Annotated in this window: 25 protein-coding genes; 13 read left to right on the top strand and 12 right to left on the bottom strand. The window is 58.3% G+C overall.

Going from position 1 to position 24,494, the window contains the following annotated elements:
* Window positions 1–160: 160 nt before the first annotated feature.
* Together ACN0Q0_RS02745 and rhaI are read left to right on the top strand one after the other, a co-directional pair.
* Window positions 161–2,257, top strand: coding sequence for a bifunctional rhamnulose-1-phosphate aldolase/short-chain dehydrogenase (locus ACN0Q0_RS02745; RefSeq protein ID WP_417241816.1), 2,097 nt, complete (start codon window positions 161–163; stop codon window positions 2,255–2,257).
* Window positions 2,258–2,270: 13 nt separating this feature from the next.
* Complete coding sequence (gene rhaI, locus ACN0Q0_RS02740) at window positions 2,271–3,545, top strand: L-rhamnose catabolism isomerase (RefSeq protein WP_417241815.1); 1,275 nt, start codon at window positions 2,271–2,273, stop codon at window positions 3,543–3,545.
* A gap of 197 nt (window positions 3,546–3,742) precedes the next feature.
* On the opposite strand, the gene ACN0Q0_RS02735 is transcribed toward rhaI, so the two are convergent.
* From ACN0Q0_RS02735 to ACN0Q0_RS02680, 12 genes are all read right to left on the bottom strand, one after another.
* The gene (locus ACN0Q0_RS02735; protein WP_417241814.1) at window positions 3,743–3,931 is read right to left on the bottom strand and encodes a hypothetical protein; all 189 of its coding nucleotides are present in this window, start codon (window positions 3,929–3,931) and stop codon (window positions 3,743–3,745) included.
* A gap of 66 nt (window positions 3,932–3,997) precedes the next feature.
* Complete coding sequence (locus ACN0Q0_RS02730; protein WP_417241813.1) at window positions 3,998–5,215, bottom strand: TCR/Tet family MFS transporter; 1,218 nt, start codon at window positions 5,213–5,215, stop codon at window positions 3,998–4,000.
* Window positions 5,212–5,967 carry an alpha/beta fold hydrolase gene (locus tag ACN0Q0_RS02725; protein WP_417241812.1) on the bottom strand — a complete coding sequence of 252 codons (756 nt, stop codon included), beginning with the start codon at window positions 5,965–5,967 and terminating at the stop codon, window positions 5,212–5,214. The genes ACN0Q0_RS02730 and ACN0Q0_RS02725 overlap by 4 nt, the downstream gene beginning before the upstream one ends.
* Window positions 5,954–6,769, bottom strand: coding sequence for a 3-oxoadipate enol-lactonase (gene pcaD / locus ACN0Q0_RS02720; protein ID WP_417241811.1), 816 nt, complete (start codon window positions 6,767–6,769; stop codon window positions 5,954–5,956). The genes ACN0Q0_RS02725 and pcaD overlap by 14 nt, the downstream gene beginning before the upstream one ends.
* Window positions 6,770–6,831: 62 nt before the next feature.
* Window positions 6,832–7,158, bottom strand: a complete 327-nt coding sequence (locus ACN0Q0_RS02715; protein WP_062217187.1) for a hypothetical protein — start codon at window positions 7,156–7,158, stop codon at window positions 6,832–6,834.
* Between the two features lie 74 nt (window positions 7,159–7,232).
* Complete coding sequence (locus ACN0Q0_RS02710; protein WP_417241810.1) at window positions 7,233–8,093, bottom strand: alpha/beta fold hydrolase; 861 nt, start codon at window positions 8,091–8,093, stop codon at window positions 7,233–7,235.
* Between the two features lie 76 nt (window positions 8,094–8,169).
* Window positions 8,170–8,949 carry a hypothetical protein gene (locus tag ACN0Q0_RS02705; protein ID WP_417241809.1) on the bottom strand — a complete coding sequence of 260 codons (780 nt, stop codon included), beginning with the start codon at window positions 8,947–8,949 and terminating at the stop codon, window positions 8,170–8,172.
* A 282-nt stretch (window positions 8,950–9,231) separates the two neighbouring features.
* Window positions 9,232–10,020 carry an enoyl-ACP reductase FabI gene (locus tag ACN0Q0_RS02700; RefSeq protein ID WP_417241808.1) on the bottom strand — a complete coding sequence of 263 codons (789 nt, stop codon included), beginning with the start codon at window positions 10,018–10,020 and terminating at the stop codon, window positions 9,232–9,234.
* Between the two features lie 119 nt (window positions 10,021–10,139).
* Window positions 10,140–10,538: an ACT domain-containing protein gene (locus tag ACN0Q0_RS02695; protein ID WP_417241807.1), complete on the bottom strand. Its 399-nt coding sequence runs from the start codon at window positions 10,536–10,538 to the stop codon at window positions 10,140–10,142.
* A 15-nt stretch (window positions 10,539–10,553) separates the two neighbouring features.
* Window positions 10,554–10,871: a DMT family transporter gene (locus ACN0Q0_RS02690; RefSeq protein ID WP_417241806.1), complete on the bottom strand. Its 318-nt coding sequence runs from the start codon at window positions 10,869–10,871 to the stop codon at window positions 10,554–10,556.
* A 191-nt stretch (window positions 10,872–11,062) separates the two neighbouring features.
* A complete protein-coding gene (fabB, locus tag ACN0Q0_RS02685; protein WP_417241805.1) occupies window positions 11,063–12,307 on the bottom strand; it encodes a beta-ketoacyl-ACP synthase I in 1,245 nt (414 codons plus the stop codon).
* Window positions 12,308–12,397: 90 nt separating this feature from the next.
* The gene (locus tag ACN0Q0_RS02680; RefSeq protein WP_417241804.1) at window positions 12,398–12,787 is read right to left on the bottom strand and encodes a hypothetical protein; all 390 of its coding nucleotides are present in this window, start codon (window positions 12,785–12,787) and stop codon (window positions 12,398–12,400) included.
* A gap of 366 nt (window positions 12,788–13,153) precedes the next feature.
* Between ACN0Q0_RS02680 and ACN0Q0_RS02675 the strand changes: the two genes are divergently transcribed.
* The 11 genes from ACN0Q0_RS02675 to ACN0Q0_RS02625 all read left to right on the top strand — a co-directional run bounded on the left by ACN0Q0_RS02675 (window position 13,154) and on the right by ACN0Q0_RS02625 (window position 24,478).
* Window positions 13,154–13,441 (top strand): acyl carrier protein, encoded by a 288-nt coding sequence (locus ACN0Q0_RS02675; protein WP_417241803.1) that lies wholly within the window; start codon window positions 13,154–13,156, stop codon window positions 13,439–13,441.
* On the top strand, window positions 13,434–14,375 hold the full coding sequence (locus ACN0Q0_RS02670; RefSeq protein ID WP_417241802.1) for a hypothetical protein: 942 nt from the start codon (window positions 13,434–13,436) through the stop codon (window positions 14,373–14,375). Before ACN0Q0_RS02675 ends, ACN0Q0_RS02670 begins: the two co-directional genes overlap by 8 nt.
* Window positions 14,372–15,346, top strand: a complete 975-nt coding sequence (locus tag ACN0Q0_RS02665) for a hypothetical protein (RefSeq protein ID WP_417241801.1) — start codon at window positions 14,372–14,374, stop codon at window positions 15,344–15,346. The genes ACN0Q0_RS02670 and ACN0Q0_RS02665 overlap by 4 nt, the downstream gene beginning before the upstream one ends.
* A complete protein-coding gene (locus ACN0Q0_RS02660) occupies window positions 15,339–16,169 on the top strand; it encodes a hypothetical protein (protein WP_417241800.1) in 831 nt (276 codons plus the stop codon). The genes ACN0Q0_RS02665 and ACN0Q0_RS02660 overlap by 8 nt, the downstream gene beginning before the upstream one ends.
* Window positions 16,170–16,600: 431 nt before the next feature.
* Window positions 16,601–19,477, top strand: coding sequence for a hypothetical protein (locus ACN0Q0_RS02655; RefSeq protein WP_417241799.1), 2,877 nt, complete (start codon window positions 16,601–16,603; stop codon window positions 19,475–19,477).
* Window positions 19,478–19,534: 57 nt separating this feature from the next.
* Window positions 19,535–19,966, top strand: coding sequence for a hypothetical protein (locus ACN0Q0_RS02650; protein ID WP_417241798.1), 432 nt, complete (start codon window positions 19,535–19,537; stop codon window positions 19,964–19,966).
* On the top strand, window positions 19,966–20,919 hold the full coding sequence (locus ACN0Q0_RS02645; RefSeq protein WP_417241797.1) for a CsgG/HfaB family protein: 954 nt from the start codon (window positions 19,966–19,968) through the stop codon (window positions 20,917–20,919). Before ACN0Q0_RS02650 ends, ACN0Q0_RS02645 begins: the two co-directional genes overlap by 1 nt.
* A 20-nt stretch (window positions 20,920–20,939) precedes the next feature.
* Window positions 20,940–21,536, top strand: coding sequence for an invasion associated locus B family protein (locus tag ACN0Q0_RS02640; RefSeq protein ID WP_417241796.1), 597 nt, complete (start codon window positions 20,940–20,942; stop codon window positions 21,534–21,536).
* A 25-nt stretch (window positions 21,537–21,561) separates the two neighbouring features.
* Entirely contained in the window at window positions 21,562–21,846 is a 285-nt protein-coding gene (locus tag ACN0Q0_RS02635) for a hypothetical protein (RefSeq protein WP_417241795.1), read from the top strand.
* A gap of 188 nt (window positions 21,847–22,034) precedes the next feature.
* The gene (locus tag ACN0Q0_RS02630; RefSeq protein ID WP_417241794.1) at window positions 22,035–23,507 is read left to right on the top strand and encodes a class I adenylate-forming enzyme family protein; all 1,473 of its coding nucleotides are present in this window, start codon (window positions 22,035–22,037) and stop codon (window positions 23,505–23,507) included.
* Window positions 23,504–24,478, top strand: coding sequence for a Bug family tripartite tricarboxylate transporter substrate binding protein (locus tag ACN0Q0_RS02625; RefSeq protein ID WP_417241793.1), 975 nt, complete (start codon window positions 23,504–23,506; stop codon window positions 24,476–24,478). Before ACN0Q0_RS02630 ends, ACN0Q0_RS02625 begins: the two co-directional genes overlap by 4 nt.
* The last annotated feature ends 16 nt before the right edge of the window (window positions 24,479–24,494 follow it).

Raw genomic sequence — 24,494 nt, 5'->3', positions numbered from 1 at the left:
GCAAAAAAATGATCAGTGTCAATCATATTTTGTCAAGATAACCATGCTGCACCTGCAAAATGATTGTTTGTGATTGTTTGTGATTGACAAGCTGACGCACCCTGCGCAGACTTGGTGAGAATGAAATTACTCAATACTAGAGGATTGGGAGGAGATCACTATGACATCCGCAACCACGCGGCTTGTGTCGCTTTGGGATGACGCCAAAGCCGCGACCATGAGCGAATCCGAGAAGCTGTTGTATCGTTCGAACTTGCTTGGGTCTGATAAGCGGGTCACCAATTACGGGGGCGGGAATACCTCGGCAAAGGTCATGCAAATGGACCCCCTCACGGGCGAGGCCGCAGAAGTGCTTTGGGTGAAGGGCTCCGGTGGGGATGTCGGTTCGATCAAAATGGACGGGTTCGCGACCCTGTACATGGACAAATTGCGGGCGCTGAAGGGCAAGTATCGCGGCGTGGAGCATGAGGATGAGATGGTCGGCTATCTGCCGCACTGCACGTTCAACCTGAACCCGCGCGCGGCGTCCATCGATACGCCGCTTCACGCCTATGTTCCGCAAAAACACGTTGACCACATGCATCCCGATGCAATTATCGCCATTGCCGCGTCCAAAGACAGCAAGGCAATGACGGCGGAGATTTTCGGTGATGCCATCGGGTGGTTGCCGTGGAAAAAGCCCGGTTATGAGCTGGGTCTGTGGTTGGAGGCATTTTGTCTCGCGAACCCTGATGCCAAAGGGGTTGTCCTTGAATCCCACGGGCTGTTTACATGGGCCGATGACGCCAAGGCGTGTTACGAGCTGACGCTTGAGATCATCAACAAAGCCACGGCATTTTTTGAGGAAAAAACGTCGGGGGTCGCCGCGTTCGGCGGGGCCATCCATCACAGTCTTGATGCGCAGGCACGCCGTGATGTCGCGGCCAGATTGATGCCTGCAATTCGCGGATTTGTGTCGGGCCAACAGCATATGGTTGGCAATTTTGAAGACAGCGATGCGGTTCTGGAATTTGTAAACGCAAAAGACATGCGCGATCTTGCGGCGCTTGGAACCTCATGCCCCGACCATTTCCTGCGCACGAAAATTTGTCCGTTGGTGGTCGATTTCGATCCCGCGCGGAACAATATCGAGGAGGTGTTGTCCGGCCTCGAAGCGCAGATTTCGGCCTACCGCGAGGGGTACAAGGCCTATTACGAGCGCTGCAAACATGCCGATAGTCCTGCGCTGCGTGATCCCAACGCGGTGGTTTATCTGATCCCTGGTGTTGGGATGCTGACCTTTGCCAAGGACCGTGCAACAGCGCGGATTTCGGGCGAGTTCTATGTGAATGCGATCAACGTTATGCGCGGGGCTTCGGCGGTGTCCGAGTACTGTGGTTTACCCGAGCAGGAAGCATTCGATATCGAATACTGGTTGCTCGAAGAGGCCAAGCTACAGCGGATGCCCAAACCCAAATCGCTCGCGGGGCGGGTTGCGTTGATTACCGGTGGCGCGGGGGGTATCGGGGCGGCTACGGCGGCGCGGTATCTGTCCGAGGGCGCATGTGTGATGCTTGCCGATATCAATGCGGCTGCATTGGACGAGGTCCGCGCGGGGTTCGCGGTGCAATATGGCGCGGATGCGGTGCGTGCGGTCGAGATGAATGTGACGGATGAGGCGGCTGTGTGTGCGGCTTATGCCTATGCCTGCGTCGAGTTTGGCGGTGTCGATATCCTTGTTTCCAATGCCGGAATTGCCTCGTCGGCCCCCGTCGAGGACACCAGTCTGGAGATGTGGAACAAGAACATGGACATTCTGTCCACGGGATATTTCCTTGTCTCCCGCGAAGCCTTTAAGGTGATGCGTGTTCAGGATATGGGCGGCTCGGTCGTTTTTGTCGCGTCTAAAAACGGCCTTGCGGCGTCGCCCAACGCCTCGGCATATTGCACGGCGAAAGCGTCGGAAATCCACCTTGCGCGGTGTCTTGCCCTTGAGGGGGCCGAGGCGGGTATTCGTGTTAACGTTGTCAATCCCGATGCTGTGTTACGCGGCTCCAGAATTTGGGAGGGCGAATGGCTTGACCAACGCGCCTCGACATATGGCACGGACAAAGGCGGGCTTGAGGAAATGTATCGCCAACGTTCCATGCTCAAACGGTCTGTGTTGCCCGAAGATATCGCGGAGGCGGCGTATTTTTTTGCGTCGGAGAAGTCGGCCAAATCGACGGGCAACATCATCAACGTGGATGCGGGCAATGTTCAGGCATTCACGCGCTGAGGGAGGACAGACAATGATCGATAAATCTGTGATCGAGGCCGAAAATGAAAAGCGGATGTCAGCCCTGTTGGCCGACTATGATGCGCTTGGAGAGCACCTTGACCGTCGCGGAATTTCCATCGGCGCGATCAAGGACAAGGCGGCGAGATTCGGAGTTGCGATTCCATCGTGGGGGACGGGGACGGGCGGGACACGCTTTGCCCGGTTCCCCGGCGAGGGCGAGCCGCGCGATATTTTCGACAAGCTCGACGATTGCGGCGTGATCCACGGGCTGACCTGTGCAACGCCGAACGTCTCGCTCCATATTCCGTGGGACAAAGCGAACCCGGACGACATGCGTGCCAAGGCGGATCAACACGGGTTGGGGTTCGATGCGATGAATTCGAACACGTTTCAGGACCAACCGGATCAGGCGCATAGCTACAAATACGGCTCGTTGTCGCATGTCGACGCGGCCACGCGGCAGCAGGCCATCGCGCATAATATCGATTGCATCGAGATCGGTGAAAAACTGGGATCCAAAGCACTGACTGTTTGGGTCGGAGACGGGTCCAACTTTCCGGGTCAGGTCAATATGACCCGCCAGTTCGAACGCTATCTCGACGCGATGAAAGAGGTGTACAAAAACCTGCCTGATGATTGGCGGATTTTCTCCGAGCACAAAATTTACGAACCTGCGTTTTATTCAACGGTGGTTCAGGATTGGGGAACCTCCTACCTGATTGCAACGGAGTTGGGTGACAAGGCACAGTGCCTCGTTGATCTGGGGCATCACGCGCCAACGGTGAATGTTGAAATGATCGTTGCCCGTTTGATCCAGTTCGGAAAACTCGGCGGGTTTCATTTCAACGATAGCAAATATGGAGATGACGATCTCGATAGCGGATCGGTCGATCCATATCGTTTGTTCCTTGTCTTTAACGAGTTGGTGGAATGGGAAGACACGCCCGGCCTGAATTTGTCGCATATGATTGATCAGTCGCACAACGTCACCGACCCGATCGAGAGTCTGATGGTGTCGGCCACCGAGATACAGCGCTCTTATGCGCAAGCTCTTTTGGTGGACCGTTCCGCCCTTGCGGGGTTTCAGGCGGACAATGATGCCTTGATGGCCACGCGCACGCTTAAGGCCGGGTTTCGCACGGATGTGGAGCCGATCCTTGCGATGGCGCGGGTGGAACAGGGCGGAGCGATTGATCCCGTTGCCACCTACCGTGCATCGGGCTACCGCGCTTCGGTCGCATCGGTGCGGCCCAAAGTGTCCGGTGCGGGCGGCGGGATCGTTTAGGCTATGTGACGTCAAAAGGGTGGTGCCATATAGCGCCGCCCTTTTGACGCGCACCGATGTGCGGCGTGCCTCTTTGCACGGCGCGCCACTCAATCAGGTGCGCTACCCTTGTTGTTTGTATCTGCGTCGCGCTGCCGGTTGCTCTGCTGATGCAGGTGGCGGTTTACGCCATGTGGTGACCAAGACGAAGGTCCACACTATCTGGCGGCTTCGCGATCCCTGCGCAGAAATTCTTCGGTGCGTTTTGTCGATCCGCTATTGTGCGACCGGCGTTGTAGCGCAAGTGTTGCCGCGCTTGGTTTTGTGGCGCGTTCCGCATTCACAAAGGGAACAGTGCGGCTGCCTTTCGAGAGGCTGTGACCTGTGTCGTTGAGTTCACGTGTCATGGAAAATCTCCTTTCGATGAATCAAGTATAACACAAAACACAGCTCGCTGTCTGATCCCGGACAATCTAGCGCAGGTTTCCGCCTGTTCTGCGTCGCCATCGCACAAGGATGACAAAACAGGCGGCTGTTAAGAGTGCCGCGATTAAAAAAGGCGCGCCGGGGAGGTGGATGCGGGCATCGGGGTGCGCAAAAATCGCAAAGGTCTCGGTCATCAAAAGCGGACTGATGATGGTCGCAAGGGCCGCAATCGAGCCCAAGACGCCCTGCAACTCGCCTTGGCGGTTATCGGGTGCGGCGCGGCTCATGATGGCTTGCAGGGCGGGCATGGCGATGGAACTCACGCCCGTGACCACCGTTAAAAGCCATACAAAGGCGACGGATGTGGCAAAGCCGATGCACACGAACGCCGCCACATCAATCACGATGGCGGCGAGCACAATGGCATAGGCCCCGAACCGTTTTGTTAGCGGCCCCACAAGGAACGCCTGTGAAATGCCCATTGAAACACCGAACACAAAAAGCGTGAGGCCAATGGTGGGGGTGTCGAGGGAAAATTGTGCCTGTGCAAAGAACGCCCAGATCGCAGGGTAGACGAAATAGGCGACCTGATAGAGGCCAAACACGACAAGCAGCGGGAATACCCCACCGAGCGCCCCGATGGCACGAAATGCGGCAAAGGGGTTGGCGCGTTCGAGCGCAAAGGCGCGGCGCTTATCCGCGGCAAGGCTTTCGGGCATAACGATCAGGCCAAACACGGCGTTGCCTCCCGCAAGGATGGCGGCGGCATAGAACGGGGCGCGGGTGTCGATGCCTGCCAAAAGGCCGCCGATGAGAGGCCCAAGGGCAAAGCCGATCCCCATGGCCGCATGGACAAGTCCAAAGTTTTTCTCGCGCGCCCCGGGCGACGAGATGTCTGCCATAAAGGCGCTTGCGGTGGATTGGGTGGCGGCCGTGATCCCTGCAAGTAGGCGGCCCAGAAGCAACAACCAGATCGTGTGCGCCATCGCCATGATGAGGTAGTCGAGCGCAAGGATCGCGAGGGCGGAAATCAGCACGGGCTTGCGGCCGAACCGATCCGACAGGCTGCCCACGACCGGTCCGAAAAAGAACTGCATCACCGCATAGCTTGTGGCCAGAACCCCGCCCCAGATTGCGGCCTCTGACAGGTCGCGGCCGGTTAGTTCGCGGATGAGGTCGGGCATGACGGGAAAGATCAGGCCGATGCCGATGCCGTCGATCAGGATCGTGAGGGTGATGAAAACGAGCGGAAGGCGTGAGGTCATGGCGCGGCCTGTGCGGGGCATTTCGTGGGGGTGGCCACGATGCAGTCGACCAACCGCGCGGGCATGGAGAAAAACGGCGAATGGGAGGATGGCAAATGATGTACCGATGTGGCGGGCCAGTCGAGGGTCATGGTGGCCTGAAAGACGGGCGGAATGATGCGGTCGTGATCGCAGATGACATAGCTGCGCGGCACGGATGCGTAGGCGGCGGTGAGGGGGAGCGGGGTCTCTTGTGGCGCGATGGCCTGTGGGCCAAGACGCGCAACCGCAAAGCCGATCACCTCGGGCGGGCAATCATGGAACAGCGCGTCGGGGGCCTTGGCCGCGATGAACTGAAACGCCAAACCGTCGTTTGTCCGCGTGATCACGTCGAGGATCGGGTGGCTTGGTGCGGCGCGGCGGCGATCCGCGAGGCTTACGCCGTTACACGGCACGTAGGCGCATACATAGACGAGGCGGGCGACTTTGTCGGGGGCGGCTTCGGCGACGGCGGAAATGGGATAGCCGCCGGCCGAATGGCCGACGAGCACCACCGGCCCGCCGGCATGCGCGTCAATGTCGGCCAGGATTGCATCGCGATACGCCTCAAGGCTCACCTGCGCGATGGGGGTTGCATCCGCACCGTGCGAGGGCAGGTCCAGAGCGCGTGCGGACAGGCCCCGCCGTGCCATTTCGGTCAGGACATCGCGCCAACACCACGCGCCGTGGCCCGAGCCGTGGACAAGGAGATAGGTGGGATTACTGTGCGCCATCGGGGGCGCGCAGGTTCGGGAGGTGGCCAATGTCGGTCAGGAAACCCGTCAGCAAAGCGGCGAATTTTCCGGGTGCATCGACACAGGGCAAATGGCCAGAGCGGCGCATCAATTCGAACCGGGATCCGGGAATGAGGGCAACGGTTTCGCGCACCAGATCGGGGGGCGTGGAGCCGTCGTGGCCCCCCGCAATGCCAAGGCAGGACAGGCGTAGACCCGAGGTCGGTGTGTAAAAATCCGTTCCCGATATGGCGGCGCAGCACCCCAGATAGCCGCGCGGGTCGGTATCGAGGATGGCGTTGCCCCAACGGGTGGCCTCATCCGTGGCGCGAAATTCGGGAGCGAACCACCGCTCCAATGTCGGCACAACGATGCTTTCCAGACCGCCGTTGCGGATTTGGGTCATGCGGGTGTCCCACACGGCCGGCACGCCAAGTTTGGCGGCGGTGTTGGACAGCACCAACGCGCGGATCTGGTCGAGGCGCTTGATGGCCAGCCCTTGGGCAATCATTCCGCCGATGGAACTGCCGACAAACACCGCATCGCGCACGTTCAGCACGTCGAGCAGGCCTTCGGCGTCGGCAATCAGTTGCCCCATGGAGTAGGGCGCGGGCGGCACGTCGGACTGGCCGTGTCCACGCATGTCATAGCGGATGAGGCGCAACCCGTCAGGCAGGTGCGCAAGGGCCGCATCCCAGACCTCAAGCGTGACCCCCAAGGCATGGGAAAAGACCACCGCAGGGGCATCTTTCGGACCGGTGTCTACGACATTGATTTGGATTCCGTTGACTTCGACGCGCATCGCTTGTCCTGAGTTGGCAATCGTTTGATTGCCCTATTCAGTAGCGGCGCGCGTCGACGCATTCAATGAGCTACGGCAATCATGCCTGAAATTATCAGGCCGCCACCGAGGATCATTCGGGGGGTAAACTTCTCCCCCATGAACAATGCAAAGACGAGCACGAGTGCCGTCTCGACACCCACCAGGATGAGGTACAATTGGCTCATCGAGTTGTTTTTCAGAAGTGCGATCTCGCCAGATGCGGCGAGTGCAAGACCCGCGAGGATGAGTGCGGCTCCTCCCCAAGCGAATTGGATGCCTGAGACGAGTTTCATCCCCATGGTGGCAAGCGCGTAGCTTGACCCGACTAGGATTAAAAGAACGGATTGCGGTACTGCATAGGCAAACATATGGCCTCTTGTTGTTGTTAACGATGGCTCCAATATAACGCTGCGCCGCCGCATTACCTACAAGAATAAAATTCCTATTGCGTGACCCTGACGGCAACCTGAGCCAAAAAGCGCTCAATCACATCGCGGCTCTCGGATTCGTCAAGAAACGGCACATGTCCGCGATCTTTTACCTCGGCGAAAATCATATCGGGGCGGTGGCGTTGCATGTGCGCGGCACAGGCACGGGTCAAGAGATTGGAATTTTCTCCACGCAAAAGGGCAAGTGGCAGCCCGTCAAGCGCGTCAAAAAGCGGCCAGAGATCGGGTGTCTCGCCTGTGGCCCCCGCCGATTCCACGGCGTCACGCAGGCGGGGATCATAGCGCAATGCGAGACGGGTCGGGCCTTCGGTCCATAGGCGGCGTGCGTAGGTCAGCCATGCCTCCCGTGTGACGTTCGGGAATTGTGCGCCAAGGGCGACGGGGAGTTTTTCGGCGGCGTCGGCATAGCTGCGATAGGCACAGGGACGGCCAAGGTAGTCCATAATGTGTGCCAATCCCGCAGGATCCAATTCGGGGCCGATGTCGTTGAGCAGAACCCCCGACAGGCGCGATTTTGCGGTGGCGGCCAACACCATGGCAATCAGCCCGCCGCGCGATGTTCCCAGGATCGCGGCGCGGTCGATGTTCAGGTGATCGAGCAGGGCCAAAGCGTCCGCGCTCTCTTGGGCAATGGTGTAGGTTGCGGGGTCGGTGAAGTCAGAGGCGCCACGGCCACGGCTGTCGAGGCGGATCACCATTGCGCGGTCGGAAAAATGGGTCACGACGGGATCGAAATCATCCATGTTGCGGGTCAGGCCCGCGAGGCACAACAGCGGTGTGCCGCGCCCCTGTACGTCATAGGCAAGGGTGACGCCATCGGCGGTTTGGAATGTGGTGTGTGATGAGGTGGTCAAGTCGCTCTCCTGTGCCGCGCGGACCGCGTGGTCCGATGTGATCAGGCTTGCACGGGCGTGCGGGAGAGGGAAGGCCCTACATCAGGCTATTGAGAAGCCACCATCCGCCCGTGAAGTGAACGCACAGGATAAAGGCGTAGGTGGACATGACCAAAAGGGCTTGGTTCGGGGAGAGCGTTTGAATGTTTTCGCGCCGTTTGTGCAGCAGGCTCTGGATGCCTGCGCCTGCCAGAATGAGCATGGCAATCGATCCGTCTTTGAGCGCAGCGGAGAAAAATGCCGCTGTCATAAAGACGGTGATGAGGGTGCCCATGCGGGGCCAGAAGGCCTCCGAAATGGCGCGTACCACATGGCCGCCGCCAAAGGGAACAAACGGCAACAGCATGATGAAATTGAACGCCCCGAGCATGATCGCTGTGGAGCGGAACACATCCGCGACCGCGGGAAAGGGCGCGGCAAACGTGTGGAACAGGGCGAATGACAACACCATAGGAACAATGGCAATCGCGGGGGCGTAGAGGGCGACATAGCTCTCTTCGAGGGCGGTGTTGAACCGTTCGTCAGATCGCGGGGCGGCAAAATAGGGCAGGGGAACGAGGCGCACGCGGGCGACCTCATGGCCGACAAACCGGCAGGCCATCGCCGCGCCGATTTCATGCAAAAGAACGGCGAAAATGAACGCAAAGCCCATGAGGGGGGAGGTCACGGCGGCGACAACGGCGGTGATGCCAAACCCGACGACGACGCTCACCCCATCAAAACCGGAGGGCTGGATGCGGCCGTTATGGGCTGTAACGCCCTTGAACAAGGGGTAGGAAAACGCCCCCAAGGCCAGAGCAAGCATCAAAAATGACATATAAATCCCCAAGCTTTGCGTGGTTGGCATTCGGTCGAATTTGCGGTCGAAATGTGGCAAGAATGAGGCAAGCCGCACGGAACCTGTTGCCGATACTCTTAAAAACGGAGTGTTTCGAATTGGTTAACAAAAGGCGAAGTTCACGTGGGGTCGGTCGATCAGAGCGGCGGCCGCGTGCATTTGGGGGCCGCGCGCCGATGATCCGCCGGTAGGGGCAAGACAGACGAAAAAGCCCCGCATAAGAGCGGGGCCTGATCGATCGTCTGTGGTTGCAAATCCGGCTTACAGGTTGTCTTCCTGAGGCATGCCGAGAACGTGAAATCCGCCATCGACGCGAATGATCTCGCCTGTCGTGTAGGCCCCGCCATCGGAGTTGAGGTAGACGGCCGTGGCACCAACGGATTCAAGTGTCGCATTGGAGCGCAGCGGTGCGTTTTCCGTGGTGTGGCGGTAGGTTTTGCGCGCACCGCCGATGGCCGCACCGGCAAGGGTTTTCATCGGGCCGGGGGAGATCGCATTGACGCGGATACCTTCGGGGCCGAGGTCGTTGGCGAGGTAGCGTACCGAAGCCTCAAGGGCAGCTTTGGCCACGCCCATGATGTTGTAGTTGGGCGTCACGCGGTTGGAGCCGCCATAGGTCAGCGTGATGAGCGAGCCCCCGTCAGGCATCATCTCGGCGGCACGCTTGGCCACGTCGATGAACGAATGGCACGAGATGTGCAGCGAGTTTTTGAAGTTCTCCACAGAGGTGTCGCGAAACCGCCCCGTCAGCTCGTTCTTGTCCGAATAGGCGATGGCGTGGACGACGAAATCGAGCGTGCCCCATTTGGTTTTGAGCGCGGCAAAGGCCGCGTCCATTTGGTCGGGGTTGGTGACGTCCACGTCGACCATGGTGTCGGAGCCGACACTTTCCGCGAGGGGTTGAAGCCGCTTGCCAAAGGCTTCGCCCTGATAGGTGAACGCCAGTTCCGCGCCCGCTTCGGCACATGATTTCGCAATGCCCCAAGCAATGGAGCGTTCATTCGCAACGCCCATGACGAGCCCGCGTTTGCCTTTGAGAAGATCAGCCATGGTTCAACCCCTTTTTGTGTTGCTGCGTAATTGACCGTTTATAGGGGTAAGGTCAAGTTTTTGGAGCGACCTGACGCATTGAGGCCCGTGGCTTTTCTCCTCCAAAGCGCGCCCGACCGTCAATCTTGCTCCGCGAAGCCCGCGAGCACGCGCAGGGCGTCCATTTCGCGGCCATCGGGGACAAAGAGGTGATCGTGGAAAAAGCCAGAGACAGGGTTCACACCCATGTCGTGTTTTGCAAGCGCGGTTGTGATGCGGGCCAGAAACCCGACGGCCTCAAGGGACGAGTGGATATTCAACGTGATCATGCGGCATGGAAATTCATAGGCCAGACCATGCGCCTCGGCCGCGTCTTTCAACAAGATGAGCGTCGTTCCCTCGGCCTCCCGGAAGACCAGACGGGGGTGAAGCCCGTCGGGAATGACGCCGTCTGAAATTGTCACGAACACATACAAACCGTCACCGAGTTCTGCCGACATGCTTTTCAGGAGCACGTCCAGATTTGCCTCACCCACCATGCTGTCTTCCTTTTGTTAATGCGTTTCAAGACTGATCAGAGCCATGCCGGCCACGAGGCATGCGACACCTGCAACACTTGTCGCAGTCAGGTCCTGCCTGAAGACAATGATCCCGACCACAACGGATCCGACCGACCCGATGCCGGTCCAGATCGGGTATGCGATGCCTAAGGGCAGTGAGCGCATCGACCAAGACAAAGCACCAAGACTGGCGCACATCAATGCAGCGGTTGCGACGAGCACGCCAAGCCTGAAACTCCCCGAAAGGGATTTGAGACCCGCGGCCCATGCCACTTCCAACAGACCAGCGATGAGAAGCGAAATCCACGCCATAGCGACCTCCAACGTATCGGGTCGTCCCGGCAAGCCCGGTTCGCGTCAGGTCGTCCTGATCGGGCGTTGGTCCCTTTTTATCGCGTCGTTCGATTGAGCACAACGGGCGCGTGGTCGCGTGTTGAGGGCGCCCGAACAAAAACGACCGCACCCGAAGGCACGGCCATTTCGTCATTTGTTTGTCTTGCGGATCAGTCGCGGTATTTCGACAGCACCATAGACCCGTTCGTGCCGCCAAAGCCGAAGCTGTTGGTCATGACCGTATCAAGCCCTGCGTTGTCGACGCGGGTTGTGGCAATCTCGCCCGCGTTGATTGCGGGGTCGAGGGTTTCGACGTTGATCGATGGCGCGATGAAATCGTGCTCTAGCATCAACAGGCAATAGGCGGCTTCCTGTGCGCCTGTGGCCCCCTGGCTGTGGCCCGTCATCGATTTGGTGGACGAGATCAACGGCGTGCTGCCGTTGTATGCCTCTAGAGGCCCAAAGACGCGGCGCACGGCCTCGACTTCGCCGACATCGCCCACGGGGGTCGATGTGCCGTGGGCATTGATGTAGCCGACCTTGCGGTCCTCACCGAGGGTCGACAGGGCCACACGCATCGCGCGCTCGCCGCCCTCACCAGAGGGCGCCACCATGTCGGCCCCGTCGGATGTTGCGCCATAGCCCGTGACCTCGGCGTAGATTTTCGCGCCGCGTGCAATGGCGTGGGACAATTCCTCAAGCACGAGGATCGCCCCGCCGCCACCGATGACAAAGCCGTCACGGTTGGCATCGAACGCGCGGGAGGCTTTGGTTGGCGTATCGTTATATTTCGACGACATCGCGCCCATAGCGTCGAACAGGCACGACAGGGTCCAGTCCAACTCTTCGCCGCCACCCGCGAACATCACGTCCTGTTTGCCCATCATGATCTGCTCGGAGGCAGACCCGATGCAGTGCAGGGACGTGGAGCACGCGGAGGTGATCGAATAGTTGATGCCCTTGATCTGGTAGGCCGTGGCGAGGTTGGCCGAAATCGTCGAGCCCATGCATTTTGGTACCGCGAACGGCCCGATGCGTTTGGTGGCGCCCGACGAGAGCGCGGTTTGGTGTGCTGCGAACATCGCGGAGGTGGACGGGCCACCCGAGCCCGCAATCAGACCCGTGCGCGGGTTGATGATGTCGCTCTCTTCCAGACCGGAATCGGCGATTGCCTGTTGCATCGCGATATAGGCATAGGCCGCACCCGGCCCCATGAACCGCAGGGCGCGTTTGTCCACGTGGTCCTTGATGTCGAGTTTGACGTTGCCCGCGATCTGGCTGCGGAACCCGTGCTCGATCATATCCTCATTGGCGGTGATGCCCGATGTCCCTGCCTTGAGCGAGGCGAGAACTTCTTCGGCATTGTTGCCGATGGAGGAGACAACCCCCAGACCTGTAACGACGACGCGACGCATGGCGTGCTCCTTTTATTTGCTTGGCTCGGTTGTAAGGCAGGCGGGGAGGGGCGTGCAAGGGGGGGAGGGGATCCTGATGGGCATGTCCCTCTAAGCCTTAAGCTGTAGCTTTGCGAGCTTGAGGGTAAAATCATACGACAGCGATATCTGTTCGAGCTTTGAGAAACCAACTTTTTCCAACTCGGCAGCCATCGTCATAATGCTGTCAGCAACGTCTTGACGGGCAAACCATCTCTTGGCTTGATCTTGGGACATGCCGGCTTTGAGTGCCGCTTCGTTTGTTGTGGTGACGAGCGATTTCGCCCATTCAGGTTGTTTTATCCATGTGGGGTGCCGCGTGATGCCCTGTTGAATTTTCTCGACCGCGTCCTTTTCGGCGGTCTCATAGCGCCTGCGTGCCTCGTTTACCTTGCCGCGTAAGTACCCGCGGCCTGCGGCTACCATAAAAAAAATCGCGACGAGCGCCACAAATATACCCATTACTCAACTCCTTTGAGAGGCTCACGTTACAGCTATACTTCGGGAGTAAAGCCCGAAATACTGGCACCGTTTTTACAAACTACGCTAATTTATTATATGCAATTAAGTGGTTTGTTGGGCAGCCATCTGGCATTTTTGGCTCAAGCAACTTCTACACCATCCCCTTGTGATAAACCGTGCCATGCCGGTCAGGTTCTCCGTCCCGCCGCGTCCATATCCTTTCGGGTCTTTTTCGCTCGAATGCACGCATCGCGTTGCGCGTGTTGCTTGCGTTATAGTCTCGAAAATATGGCGCATGCGCTTTTGGCCGTTCCTTGTGGCGGCCCTTAAGGCATGTCCCGACACGAAAACAGGAAAGAGGTTCAAGTGACGACAGTCGATAAAAAACCGTCCGATTCCGTGCTCTCAACGGTTCTGGATGTGCTAAGCGAGTATAAGGTCCATCCTGACGCCAAGGTAACGATGGAACACGCCGAAGAGACAACGATTGGTGCGCTTGCGCTCGATAGTCTTGAGGTGTTGCAACTGGCGATGGATATCGATGACGCGCTTGGTGTCGAACTGGACACGGTGGAGTTGCCCCCCGAGGCCACCCTGCGCGATGTGGCCGAGCACTACCATGAGCTGAAAACGCTAAGTGACACCTATGCGTGACGATTTTGAAATACGTGGCGCGGAGGTTGTTGATGTTTTGACATCGCATCTGACGGCCCCGATCGATGCCGAGACAAAGTACACTGAAATCTCCGAGGCAACGGGGGTTGATTTGTCCTATGCGTCTGCGTTTATGGGCAAGCTGCCGGTGTTCATGCGCGATGAAGCGCATAAGGAGCAGCGCCGTCGTTTGGCGGTTTTGCTCGCGCAAAGCCGGCGCGATATGGAGGCCGCGATGTTGGCCTGTCTTGACGACATCGCCCCTGTCTTTCGCGACACGAGTGGCGAAATCGACCTTATGTCTGCCTTGGCCGCGCCCTTGTGGTCGGCGATGACCGACGTCATTTTGTCGGGTCGGGACGATTGCGACTGGATGATTGAGTCCGTGTCGGAATTGCCCGATTTGATGAACCCCGCGTTGTCGTTGCGGCGCCGCAAGGCGCTCGATGGCATGTTGAAAGAGGTGTCTGAAAAGGCGCCAGATCTCCTGTTTACAGCCATGCCGCTTTTGGTGCTGGGGCAGCGTTCGTTTACGGGGTCCATCGCCGCGTCACTGCATCAGGTTGCCGAGCGCAACAGTGGTGAGCGGTGGTGTGATATCGCATTTCCCGAAACCTTGGGCCACTCGGTGATTGAGTCGGCCTATCGCGAGGTTCTCACCGATACCGAAGTTGCGGGGTGCCCTCATAGCGCCGGTACGCGCCTGCGCTGCGTTATTTCGGACAGGGCATATTCCGACGAGTTCAACATCAAAAACCTCTATGGATTTGGAAGCCATTTGTGTCTCGGCAAGCAGATCAGCCAATTCGTGTGGTTTCATATCGGTGAAATGTTGGCCACCAGTGAGATGCGTGTGCGCCCCGGTGCGCTATCCATTGCGCATTTCCGGCCATTCAACATGCCGACCGAGTGCAAAATCGTACAGTCCCGATGATTGATCCCGTCTTGCGTCATTCCGCCGGACAAAAGGCGTTCGTGGAAAACGCCGCGTTCGAAATGGTCCGGCGCAACCGGTTTTCGCGGCGCGAGGCCTATGTGCTTCTCGCGGAACTGGCGCAACACGGATCACCGGCGTTTCCGGTGTTGAGCGATTTCATCCGGCGCAGTGACAATTCTGCGCGGATGACGGCGTTTCACGACACCCTGTGCAAGGACCATCGGGCCACCTCGCACGCCCTCAACGCGGCGCGTGCGGTCGTGACGGACAGTGCGACCGCGTACCTGTTGGACCCCGCGCGTCCCGTGTTTTTCAATTCACACGATGACAGCAAGCCGCTCATTGTCGTGTTTACGACGGCCTATAACAATTTCTACATGTCCAATGCGGTGCTTGCATCTTTGCTGACACAGGCGGGGCATCCGTGCCTTTTCGTGAAAGACCCGAGCGAATACCAGTTCACCACCGGCATTGCGGGGTTTGGCGAGACATGGGACACGTCGATTGACGCTCTCGCCGCGACCTTGCCCCGACTGGCAAAGGGGCGTCCGGTCATTGCCACAGGGTTTTCGTCAAGCGGGTTTTCGGCGGTTCTGGCCGCAATCGCGCTTAAGGCTGATGCCGTTGTCGGGTTCTCCATCCGCAACTCGCTATCCCCCCACAGCGCCCTGCCACGGTCAAGGCTGCTGACGCCCGCGATGTATGATCGCATCCCTGCCGCGCTCAAATGTGACCTCGCCCCCGTCCTTTCCGCCTCTGACACACAGGTGCGCCTGTATTACGGGGCGTTGAACGAGATCGACAAACGCCATGCTCTGTCCCTTTCCCATGTGCCACAGGTTTGTGTGAGCGAGGTCAAGGACACGGGACATACCTCCCCGCGTCCGTTCCTGCACGCAGGCACGTTGGTTGATACGATTGCCGCCGCGACAACCGCTCTGCCCCTTGGGCAAATGGCGCATGGATAAAACGTTTGTTCTGGGCGTGGGCGGGGCCAAATGCGGCACCACATGGCTTTACCACTACCTGTCCGCACTGGAGGGGGCGGATCTTGGAATGCGCAAGGAATACAACGCGCTTTTGAACATCTTTGGCCAGACTGACAGCACGTGGATCACGCGCCGGTCGCGTGTGAAAACGGCTCTCGCGCAGAAAACAGCCAGCCGCAGGTCGCAGGTCGAGCGGCTGCAATCCTCCCTGTGTAATTACGTCGATTACTTTGATGGTCTCCTGTGCAATGGTGCGTCCCTGACCGCCGATATTTCGCCCGCTTACGTCAGGCTTTCGGCTGACCACCTGTCCGAGGTTATCGCGGCGTTTCACGAGCGGGGGATCACCGTGCGGGTGGTTTTGTTATTGCGTAACCCTGTCGAGCGTTTGATTTCCCATGCCAAAATGATTGAGCGGTGGCGCACGATGTCGTCCTTTGCCTCCGTGCGGGACGGGGCGGGACTTGGGGAAATCTTACACCTTGTAGCGCGTGACCCCGTTCTCAATTTCAGTTACCGCCGCGCCGTCGAAACCGTTTTGCGTGCCACGGGCGCGGAGGGGCGGTTCATTTCGGCCATCGAAACGCTCACGACGCCCGAGGGCATCGCACGGCTGTCGGCGGCGTTGAAGACACGCGAAAATACAGGTTTCAAGGATGTGATCGTCAACAAGGGACGTCGTGTCGCACAGGACCAGACCGTCGCTGATGTGTGGCCGTTTTTGCGCGATGCGACACAAGACAGCCGCCTGTTCGGCCTGTCGTATTTCGACGACCCGCGTGTCACGCGCGCATGGGCGTGAGGCGCATAGCGCAGGCCGCACCGCAGTCCCGATCCGTATGGTTTTGCATCGCCCGATCGTCCCGCTGCCCACCGCCACGGTCCGTTGGTTTTGTTCCCCTTTTGACGGTGCCTGCGGCGGGCAAGCGCCAAACCAAACCTGTATCAAAGGCATAGTTTGCCCCTGTCCTGCGCCATGAACCGCGGCGCCGGTTTTGGTGCGTCTTGGTTAATCTGCGCGGCGCGGGCGGGTCATGTTCGTTAACGCGCGGTGAAATCCTGACTGGAAACTAAAGATAGCAAAAGCAATCCCTTAGAACCCGCGGATGTCTTTAGAGCGATATGATGGGCCGTCCTGATTGTGTATTAAGGCTTGCTTAGAATGCACAGTTCGGGACCTAATTCGAGGTCCTCCAATCTGTGAATGCACAAGATACACTAGAGGGAGTTCTCATGCATAGCACGTATAACAAAAAGGCGATCCTCGCGGGATCCGTCGCCACTGCGATGTTCTTCATCGCGGGCGCTGTTTCCGCGGATCCGTTGCCGGATTACACCGTCACACTCGATGGATATATCGAGAGTGGTGTCTCCGTTGACCTTAATTCTGTCAACGAATTGATGGTCGAGGGTGCGCTTGGCGCAACCAACACCGATCTGGTCCAGACCGCCGTATCGCAGCTTGCGAACGCCGCTGCACGCGTGAACGCGGGCGAGGGCCTTTCGATCGATCAGGCTTTTGATTCCGGCACGGAGGATCGTGGTATCGACCTGAACGCGGCCAACCGTGCTACGGCATGGACAACGCAGCTTGACGCCCTGATTGGTGCGTCTCAGGTTGCGATGTCGTCGTTCAACACGGCAGGGTTCGACGTGGTCGCGTCCGAGGACGCAGATGGTCTCGTCTTTGTCGACCAGACATTGTTGAACAGCTCCGCATACGTGATTTCCTCCGGGGATTCGTTCGAATTCAACATGAGCGCGTCCAACGTTCTTGATGCGGCGACCGCCTATGCGGGTACGGCCAAAATCGATAGCGCAGTGGCCAACCCCACGTTTGGCGAATTGATCGACAACCCCGACTACGTCGAGGGTGGTGATCTTGAGGCGCAAATCATCGACGACCGCGAGTTCCTCAATGGCACGCAACAGGCCGTTGTCTCGCTCAACACGCTGTCCGGTACGGCGGGTGCGAATACTCTGATCGAATTCGAGGGTCAGGTTCTCGACACAGAGTCGTTGATCAATGACGACATTGCCGTTCTCGACGATCCGGAGTTCACCCTGTCGGCAAACAACGCGGCATTTGCATTTGCGGCGCGTCCTGCGACGTCCGAATTTGTCGATCCGATGTTGGCAAACGAGCTCAACGATCCGTCGATCGCGAACCTTGATCAGGTTGCTGCGATCCAGTTGAACACCGTGTCTTTGGGCGATGCAGATAGCACCGCCGATTTCACGATGTATAAAAAATACGACTCTTCCTTTGATGACTACAGCGCGGCACAGTTTGCTGATTTCGATAACGATGCGGACGAATTGACCCTTCGCAACGTTGCTGTGGCGACAACCTATCCCGACATCTATGACGAATTCAGCGTCGATGGCCTCGATAGCCCGTGGATGGACGAGCGCCAAACCGGTGTCGGCAACGTCAAGATTGACGATGTCTCGCAAGTTGCCGCTCTGACGGTCAACCGGATTTCCCAAGCAGGCACAGGTGCTCTGGTGCTCAAAAGCGCCAGTGTGGATGCCGTCAGCATGGACGATATCAGCTACACACCGGCCGACTTCGAGCAGTATGTTGGCGATCTGGACTTCGGTGACGACGAGGATCAGGTTCTTGCACCCAACGTGATCGCGGCGATCACGAATGAGGGCGATGCCGAGCTGATCAACGGATCGCAAATCGCGCAGTTCGGCTTTAACGCCATTTCCACTGCCGGCGACCTTCTGAGCTGGAGCGATACGGAGCCCAATTTCTCCGGTATTGATCAGGAGATCAGCGAGGGCGTTGATATCGAAATTGGTGACAACAACCAATCTTACGGTCCCGATTTCGCTCTGAACACCACCCTTGTGGTAAGCGATGACGAGTACGCTGTTGTTGACGGTTTGACCCAAGCAGGCATTCTGTCGTTCAACACGATCAGCGCCGGCGGCAATGCCGATGCCGTTCTGGATCAGGACGCCAGCTATTACCTCGATGTTACCGACCTCAACCTGTTGGATGCCTATGGCGACGAAGGTCTGGCTGTCTCCGGTGTGACGCAAACGGCGTTGATGTCTGCAAACACCCTGAACGTCGCGGAGTCGCTCTATGCGGATGACATGGAGCAATACGACTATAGCGAGAATGATGGCTTTAATTTCAACAGTGCATGGCTTGAAGCCGATGACGAGATGCTGAGCGTTGACGGGTTCGACCAGATTGCACAGGTCAACTCGAACGTCGTGACAGCCGGATCTATCGACGACCATACGGATATCAGTCAAAACAACGACACCGACTATGGCTTCGATGGTATCAACGAAATTGATGTCGATGGTTCTGACGCCGACGAGATCAATGTTGCAGACGTGCTGCAGGCGGCGATCTTCAACTTCAACGGTGTCAATGTCGATGGCGACATCGGTGTGATGGGTGGTGAGGATGTTGGTGTGACGCAAAGCGCTGACGACCTCGACTATTTCATCGTTGACGATGGTCTCAACCGCTTGGAAGCGTATGTGGAGTATGGCGATGTGGCCCTGGCCTCTGTCGACCAGATTGCACAGTTCTCTGTCAACACCCTGTCCTCTGGCAACGTGTACGGCGCGTCTATCGCCCAGGACGTAGATGATCTCGGTGACGACGAAGCCGTGTTCGAGGCGAACACCCTGGTTGCCGAAGCCGACTATCGTGGTGATGCGTCTGTGTCGGACTCGTCGCAAGTGCTGGTGTTGAACCTCAACACCGTTTCTGCGGGTATCGTTTCCGGTACGGTCGTGGTGCAGGATGCCTATGACATCGAGATCGACAGCGATCGTTATTCAATGAACTATGTGCTTGCATCTGCGGATCAGGACCTTGGTGATTTGCGTAACGTCGGTGGGAACGCCTCCATCAATGGTCTGTCCCAGACGCTGTATTCGAATGTGAACAGCGTTTCGGCACAGTCGTTGTCCGGTGTGTCCATCAGTCAGGAAATCGACAGCTACTTCGGCTCCGACCTCGTGAACCTGGCGACGGTTGATAGTGATTGGGGCGTTGCCTCTGCGACCGGCATTGCTCAGACCGCGATCAACCGCGCGAACAGCATCGTCATGTCGAACCTCACCGTCGAATAAACCAATTGTTTCGGGGCCCTGTAACGGGGCCCCGAGTTCATTTTTGCGGGCAGATAGATGATGAACAAAACGCACTTACATACCCTTTGCCGGTCCATCGCGGTCGGTTTGGCATTGTCCACGCTTTCGAGTGTGTCCGTTGCCGGGGATTTTTCAAATCCGACACCGATCTCGACCGACAGCCTTCGGCAGATGGTCAGATCATCGGAAACCACCCGCGTCAGCGCGGGCAGTGGGAGCCTTCCGACATATTATACGCTTGGTGATTATTACGAGCGATATCAGTCAGGAACGGCGTCGGCCAACTCGGTGTTGTCGGGGAACACCATCATTTTGAACGGCGACAACAACACTGTGACGATGACGATGGACAATGTGGATATGACCCAGTCTGCCGATGGCGCCTGTGTGTCCACGACCAATACATATAACGACGCGAGCGGTTCCGACGTTGGTGTCACGACTGACTGCGGATTAGGAACTCCATAATGATTAAACCACTTATGATTGCCACGCTGTGCGCGGGCCTTGCGGCCTGTTCGCCAGCGGTTGAATTCGACCAGACCGCGCCGCCCCAAAATGCGCCTGAAATCCGTGGTCCGATGCCGTATCTGACAACGACACCGGCCAATGCCGCGTTGGAATGCGTGAGAGCGAAACGCTCCAAGGGACAGGATTTGCGTATCGGCGTGGGCGAGGTGACCGATGGCACGGGCGCACGTACCTTTACGGATGGCTCCTCCACCTTGCTGTCGCAGCGCCCTGACATGATGGTCGCTGTTGCGTTGAAAAAATCCGGCGTGCGCGTCATGAACCGTAACGCGACAAAGGTCGCGGAATGGGAACTGGCCCAGTCGATGGAACAGCGTCTGGGTGAGGGGCGTGACGAGATCATCGAAGGCGACAGCTTTAGCTACCGCCCTGTGGTTGCGGGGTCGTTGATCGGCACCACCCATTTTATCACGGGTGCGCTCACTGAAGTGAACTGGAATGTGAATTCCACCGACGAGCGCGCCAATATCGTCGGTGCGTTCAAAGAGAGCAAAGAATACTCGATCAGTGTCGCGATTGACCTGATGGTGACAAACACCAAAACGACAGAAATCGAATTGGCCCGGTCATACACCAAACAAATCGTCGGCAAAGAAGTCAGCCGTGGATTGTTCCGGTTCTTCGAGGTCGACAGCAACGGTGTGTTGGGGCCTTTGGAATTGTTTGACTACAGCTCCGGCGAACAACGCAACGAGCCGCTGCACCGCGCGGTGCGTTGGTTGGTCGATGTTGCCACATACGACATCACATCCACGTTGACGCACACCGAAAAAGCCTGCGCATCCGCGCTTGCCCCCAAGGTCGTGGCCCCCGCCAAACCCGTGACGATCGCCGACGCCGCCACCACCACCGCTGCCGTGGCGCGTCCGATGGTTTCGAAGCGCGACTAATCAGACATTTGGAAATTGACATGAAATTCAAGAACACAACATTTGCACGGGCGGGGATCGCCCTGTTGGTTGCGGCCACCCTTGCAAGCCCGCTTTCGGCCGAACTTCTCAACGGTCCCGCGTCCAAGGCAAAAAGCGACAAGAGCGCGCAGGGCATTCCGAGCTACACCCAGATCACGCGGATTTTCGAAAACTGGAGCCTTCAGTGCCGCGAGAACACATCCGGTTCCGTTTGTTATCTGGAAACCGCTGTGCGTCAGAACGAGCCAAAGGTGCGTGAGATTCTTGTGATGCGCCTGTCTCTCGCGGCGGATGGCGGGCTGCGGGCAAGCATCGTGACGCCGAACCGCGTCAAACTTGACCGTGGGGTCGAGTTGGCCGTGGGCGGTGTGGACTTCAAGGCGCCGTATATGATTTGCGGCCCTGTGAATTGCAACGCATCGCTCCCGTCGCAAGAGACCCTCGCCGAATTGCTCGCCACAAACGATGTCATCGAAACGCAGTTCTACATTCTGGCCCCCGCGGATCAGGGCGGAGAAAAAGGTGTGAAACTTGCGGTGAGCCTCAATGGCATCGCCGATGCACTCGGCCAGTTGCGCGTTTACGCCTCCGAGTGATCATAGAGACGAAAAGGGACCAAATATGAAAAATGTAACACTTCTCGCCCTGTCCCTGACAGGTGTTATGGCAATCTCCGGCTGTACGCGCATCGAGTATTGCGAGGAAATTTCCGCCCCCTATGTAAAGGCGCAAAATACCTACAATAAATTCGAGGTCGACGCCGAAGAGTGCGTGATGCGCCCCGAGCCTGTCGTGCTTGAAGATAGCGATGAGGAGACGCCCGCGCCGCGTGATTCCACGCCTGCCGCGCCCCGTAGTTTCCCCGAATTGGGGCAACCTGCCACGTTGGACAGCAGCGTTTACTAAGATACGACCCGAGCGCGGGGGCGTTGGTTCAACGGCCCCGCCCTGCGGGCGCTTTGCGTCCGCCGGCCGGACCGGCACGTCACAACGGTCTGACAGACCGCGACGAACCTGCGGCGTCACTCAGCACACATATAAACGAAATTCACGTTCGACCTCTGTCGAATGCTTACACATTACGGATGGGTTAAATGGAGACGGATCAATACGCCACCAAGCACGAGTTCAATTTCGGATTGGACCTTCTCAAGGCCACCAAAACATATAGCGCCAAGCCGTCTTTTGTCCTGACGGAGGCGCAGGTGCCGTTCGCGAAAATGGGACGCCTGATGGTCCTGTTTGCCCTGCACCTGCATGCCAAAGGGGTCAAACGTGGCTCGCTTGTGTCCTTGAGCTCGATGGATGCCGTCACCCATTTCGCCATGTTCGGCGCGGTATCGTTGTTGGGCGGGGTTTCGGTCTGGGGGACCCAGGCGGCGTTGCGGTCAAATCTGAAGATTGCCTTTAAAGTCCACGCCCGCAAGATGGATACCCCTGTCACAAAGACCGAAATCCGGGTGGACGAAAGTTGGTCACGTCTGCCCGAGGGTGTCACCGATGTGTCGGGGCTCGCGTTCAAGGGGTATCCATCGCCTGACGCACCGGCCATGATTTACCAAACCTCGGGATCGAGTGGCACGCCCAAGTTTCTCGTTGGCACGGCAAAGAATGTCACCGACCGGATCTGGGCGCGCTTTGCGCTTGATATGGCGGCCCCCGAGCGCCAGTTGCTGTTGACGCCCGTGGGGGCGCATATGTTCCTGACCGAAACGGCACGCAGCTTTGTCGTCGGGGCGCAAACCTCGGTGGGTCTGCCGCCTGAGGTGGCGTTCGCCAGAAAGATAGATCGCGTGTTCGGGAGCCCGCGACAATTGGAGACCTGGTTGGGGGCCTATATTCCGGGTACGGGCGAAAAGCTCAAGATGGCCTACTCAACAGGGGCGGAAACCCAAGTCCCTGCGCGGCGCCGGTTGCTTGAGTGCTTCGACACGGTCCGGATCGGCTATGGCTCGGCAGAGCTTGGCGCGGCTGTCTGCGGGCACCTGATCGACGCGACGACAGTTGGCGACCGGACGGTCGGGCGCATTCTGCGCGGTGCCTCCGTCGAGATTGTGGACGAAAACGATGTCCCGCTACCGGTTGGCGAAGAGGGGATGATCCGTGCGAAGGCGCCCACGATGGTGTCTCGCTATCTCGGGGATGCGGCCCGAACCGCCAAAGTGTTTCGCGACGGGTGGGTCTATTCGGGTGATATCGGGCGGATCACGGATAACGGCTGTCTGGAACTGGTCGGGCGACAGGATCACCGCATGAACTTCGGCGGCATGAAGTTGGATGCGCTGACCCTCGAACGGATCGTGTCACAGGTGGCGGGCGTGGTTGAATGTGCGTGTTTTTCCTACGGCGAGGCGGATCATATCTCGGCGCGCCTTGGTCTGGCTGTGGTGTCTGATGACACCGTCCCGCAGTCTGATCTCATCGAGAGCATTTCCCGTGAATGCAGCACACGGATGGGGCCGTTTGCCGTCCCGTCCGAGATCTTGTTCCTCGATGAAATGCCCCTTGGAGCAACCGGAAAACTGCAGCGTGCCGTGCTGCCAACTCTTGTGGGGACCAAACAATGACCGATCGCCTCTCTCGCGCTGTTAAAACCTTTGCGTGCTCTGCAGTGTTTTGTGCGCTGTTGTCTCAGGCGGCGGCTGCCGATGTTACCATTCAGGTCGGATACGGACCCGGTGGTGCGACCGATGTCTATTCCCGTATTGCCAGTCGCCATTTGTCGAAATACTTGCCCGGCACACCCGATGTTAACGTGGTCAATGTCCCCGGCGCCGGCGGCAAGCGTTTGTTGAAAATGGCCCATGCGGCGTCCGAAACCGATGGATCGGTTATCTATGCCGTCGGTTTCACTGTCGTGACGCGCACGGTTATGCAAGACAGCTTTGATGGCAACGAGATTGCGAAACTCAGCCCGCTTGGATCTTTCGGGCGCGATTTTCCGTTCTGTTGGAGCGCCAAAAACGTCGCACCACTGGATCGCGCCGCATTGGTGGCCCCCGGGACGAAATACGGTGCGACCGGCAAAGGCAGTTCCACCTACGCGCTGCCGATGGGGATCAAACAGGCGCTTGGCGCCGACTTCAATATCGTGCTTGGCTACAGTGGCGCGGCTGAAGTGTTTGCTGCTCTGGAACGCAACGAAGTCGATCTGGTCTGTGGTGTGGATCCCACCAACCCCGACCAGTTCCGGGTTGCGGCAAGTTTCACGCGGGAGGGTCTTGATCCGGCCCCCGCATACCCTGTGATCCTCGATATGATCGAGGATGACGCCTCTGTCGAATTGATCACGGCGCTGACGGATCAGACCTATCCCTCCATCCCGTTTTTTGTGGCCGCACAGACCGGCGCAGACACGCTCGCGCTCTATCGTGAGGCGTTTCAAAAGCTGTTGGTTGATCCGGAGTTTCTCACGGATATGGCGGCGACAAAGTTGGACCTGAACCCGCTTGCGGCGGTGGAACTGGATGCGCTGATCGACAGTTACGCCACAATGGATGAAGCGCTGCGTGACCGTATCATTGCGCTGACAGAGTGACCCTGTCGGGCCGCCG

Source organism: Celeribacter sp., assembly GCF_048259695.1.
GTDB lineage: Bacteria > Pseudomonadota > Alphaproteobacteria > Rhodobacterales > Rhodobacteraceae > Celeribacter.
Note: the sequence above shows the minus strand (reverse complement) of the source record. Positions and strands in the feature narration are given on the sequence as shown.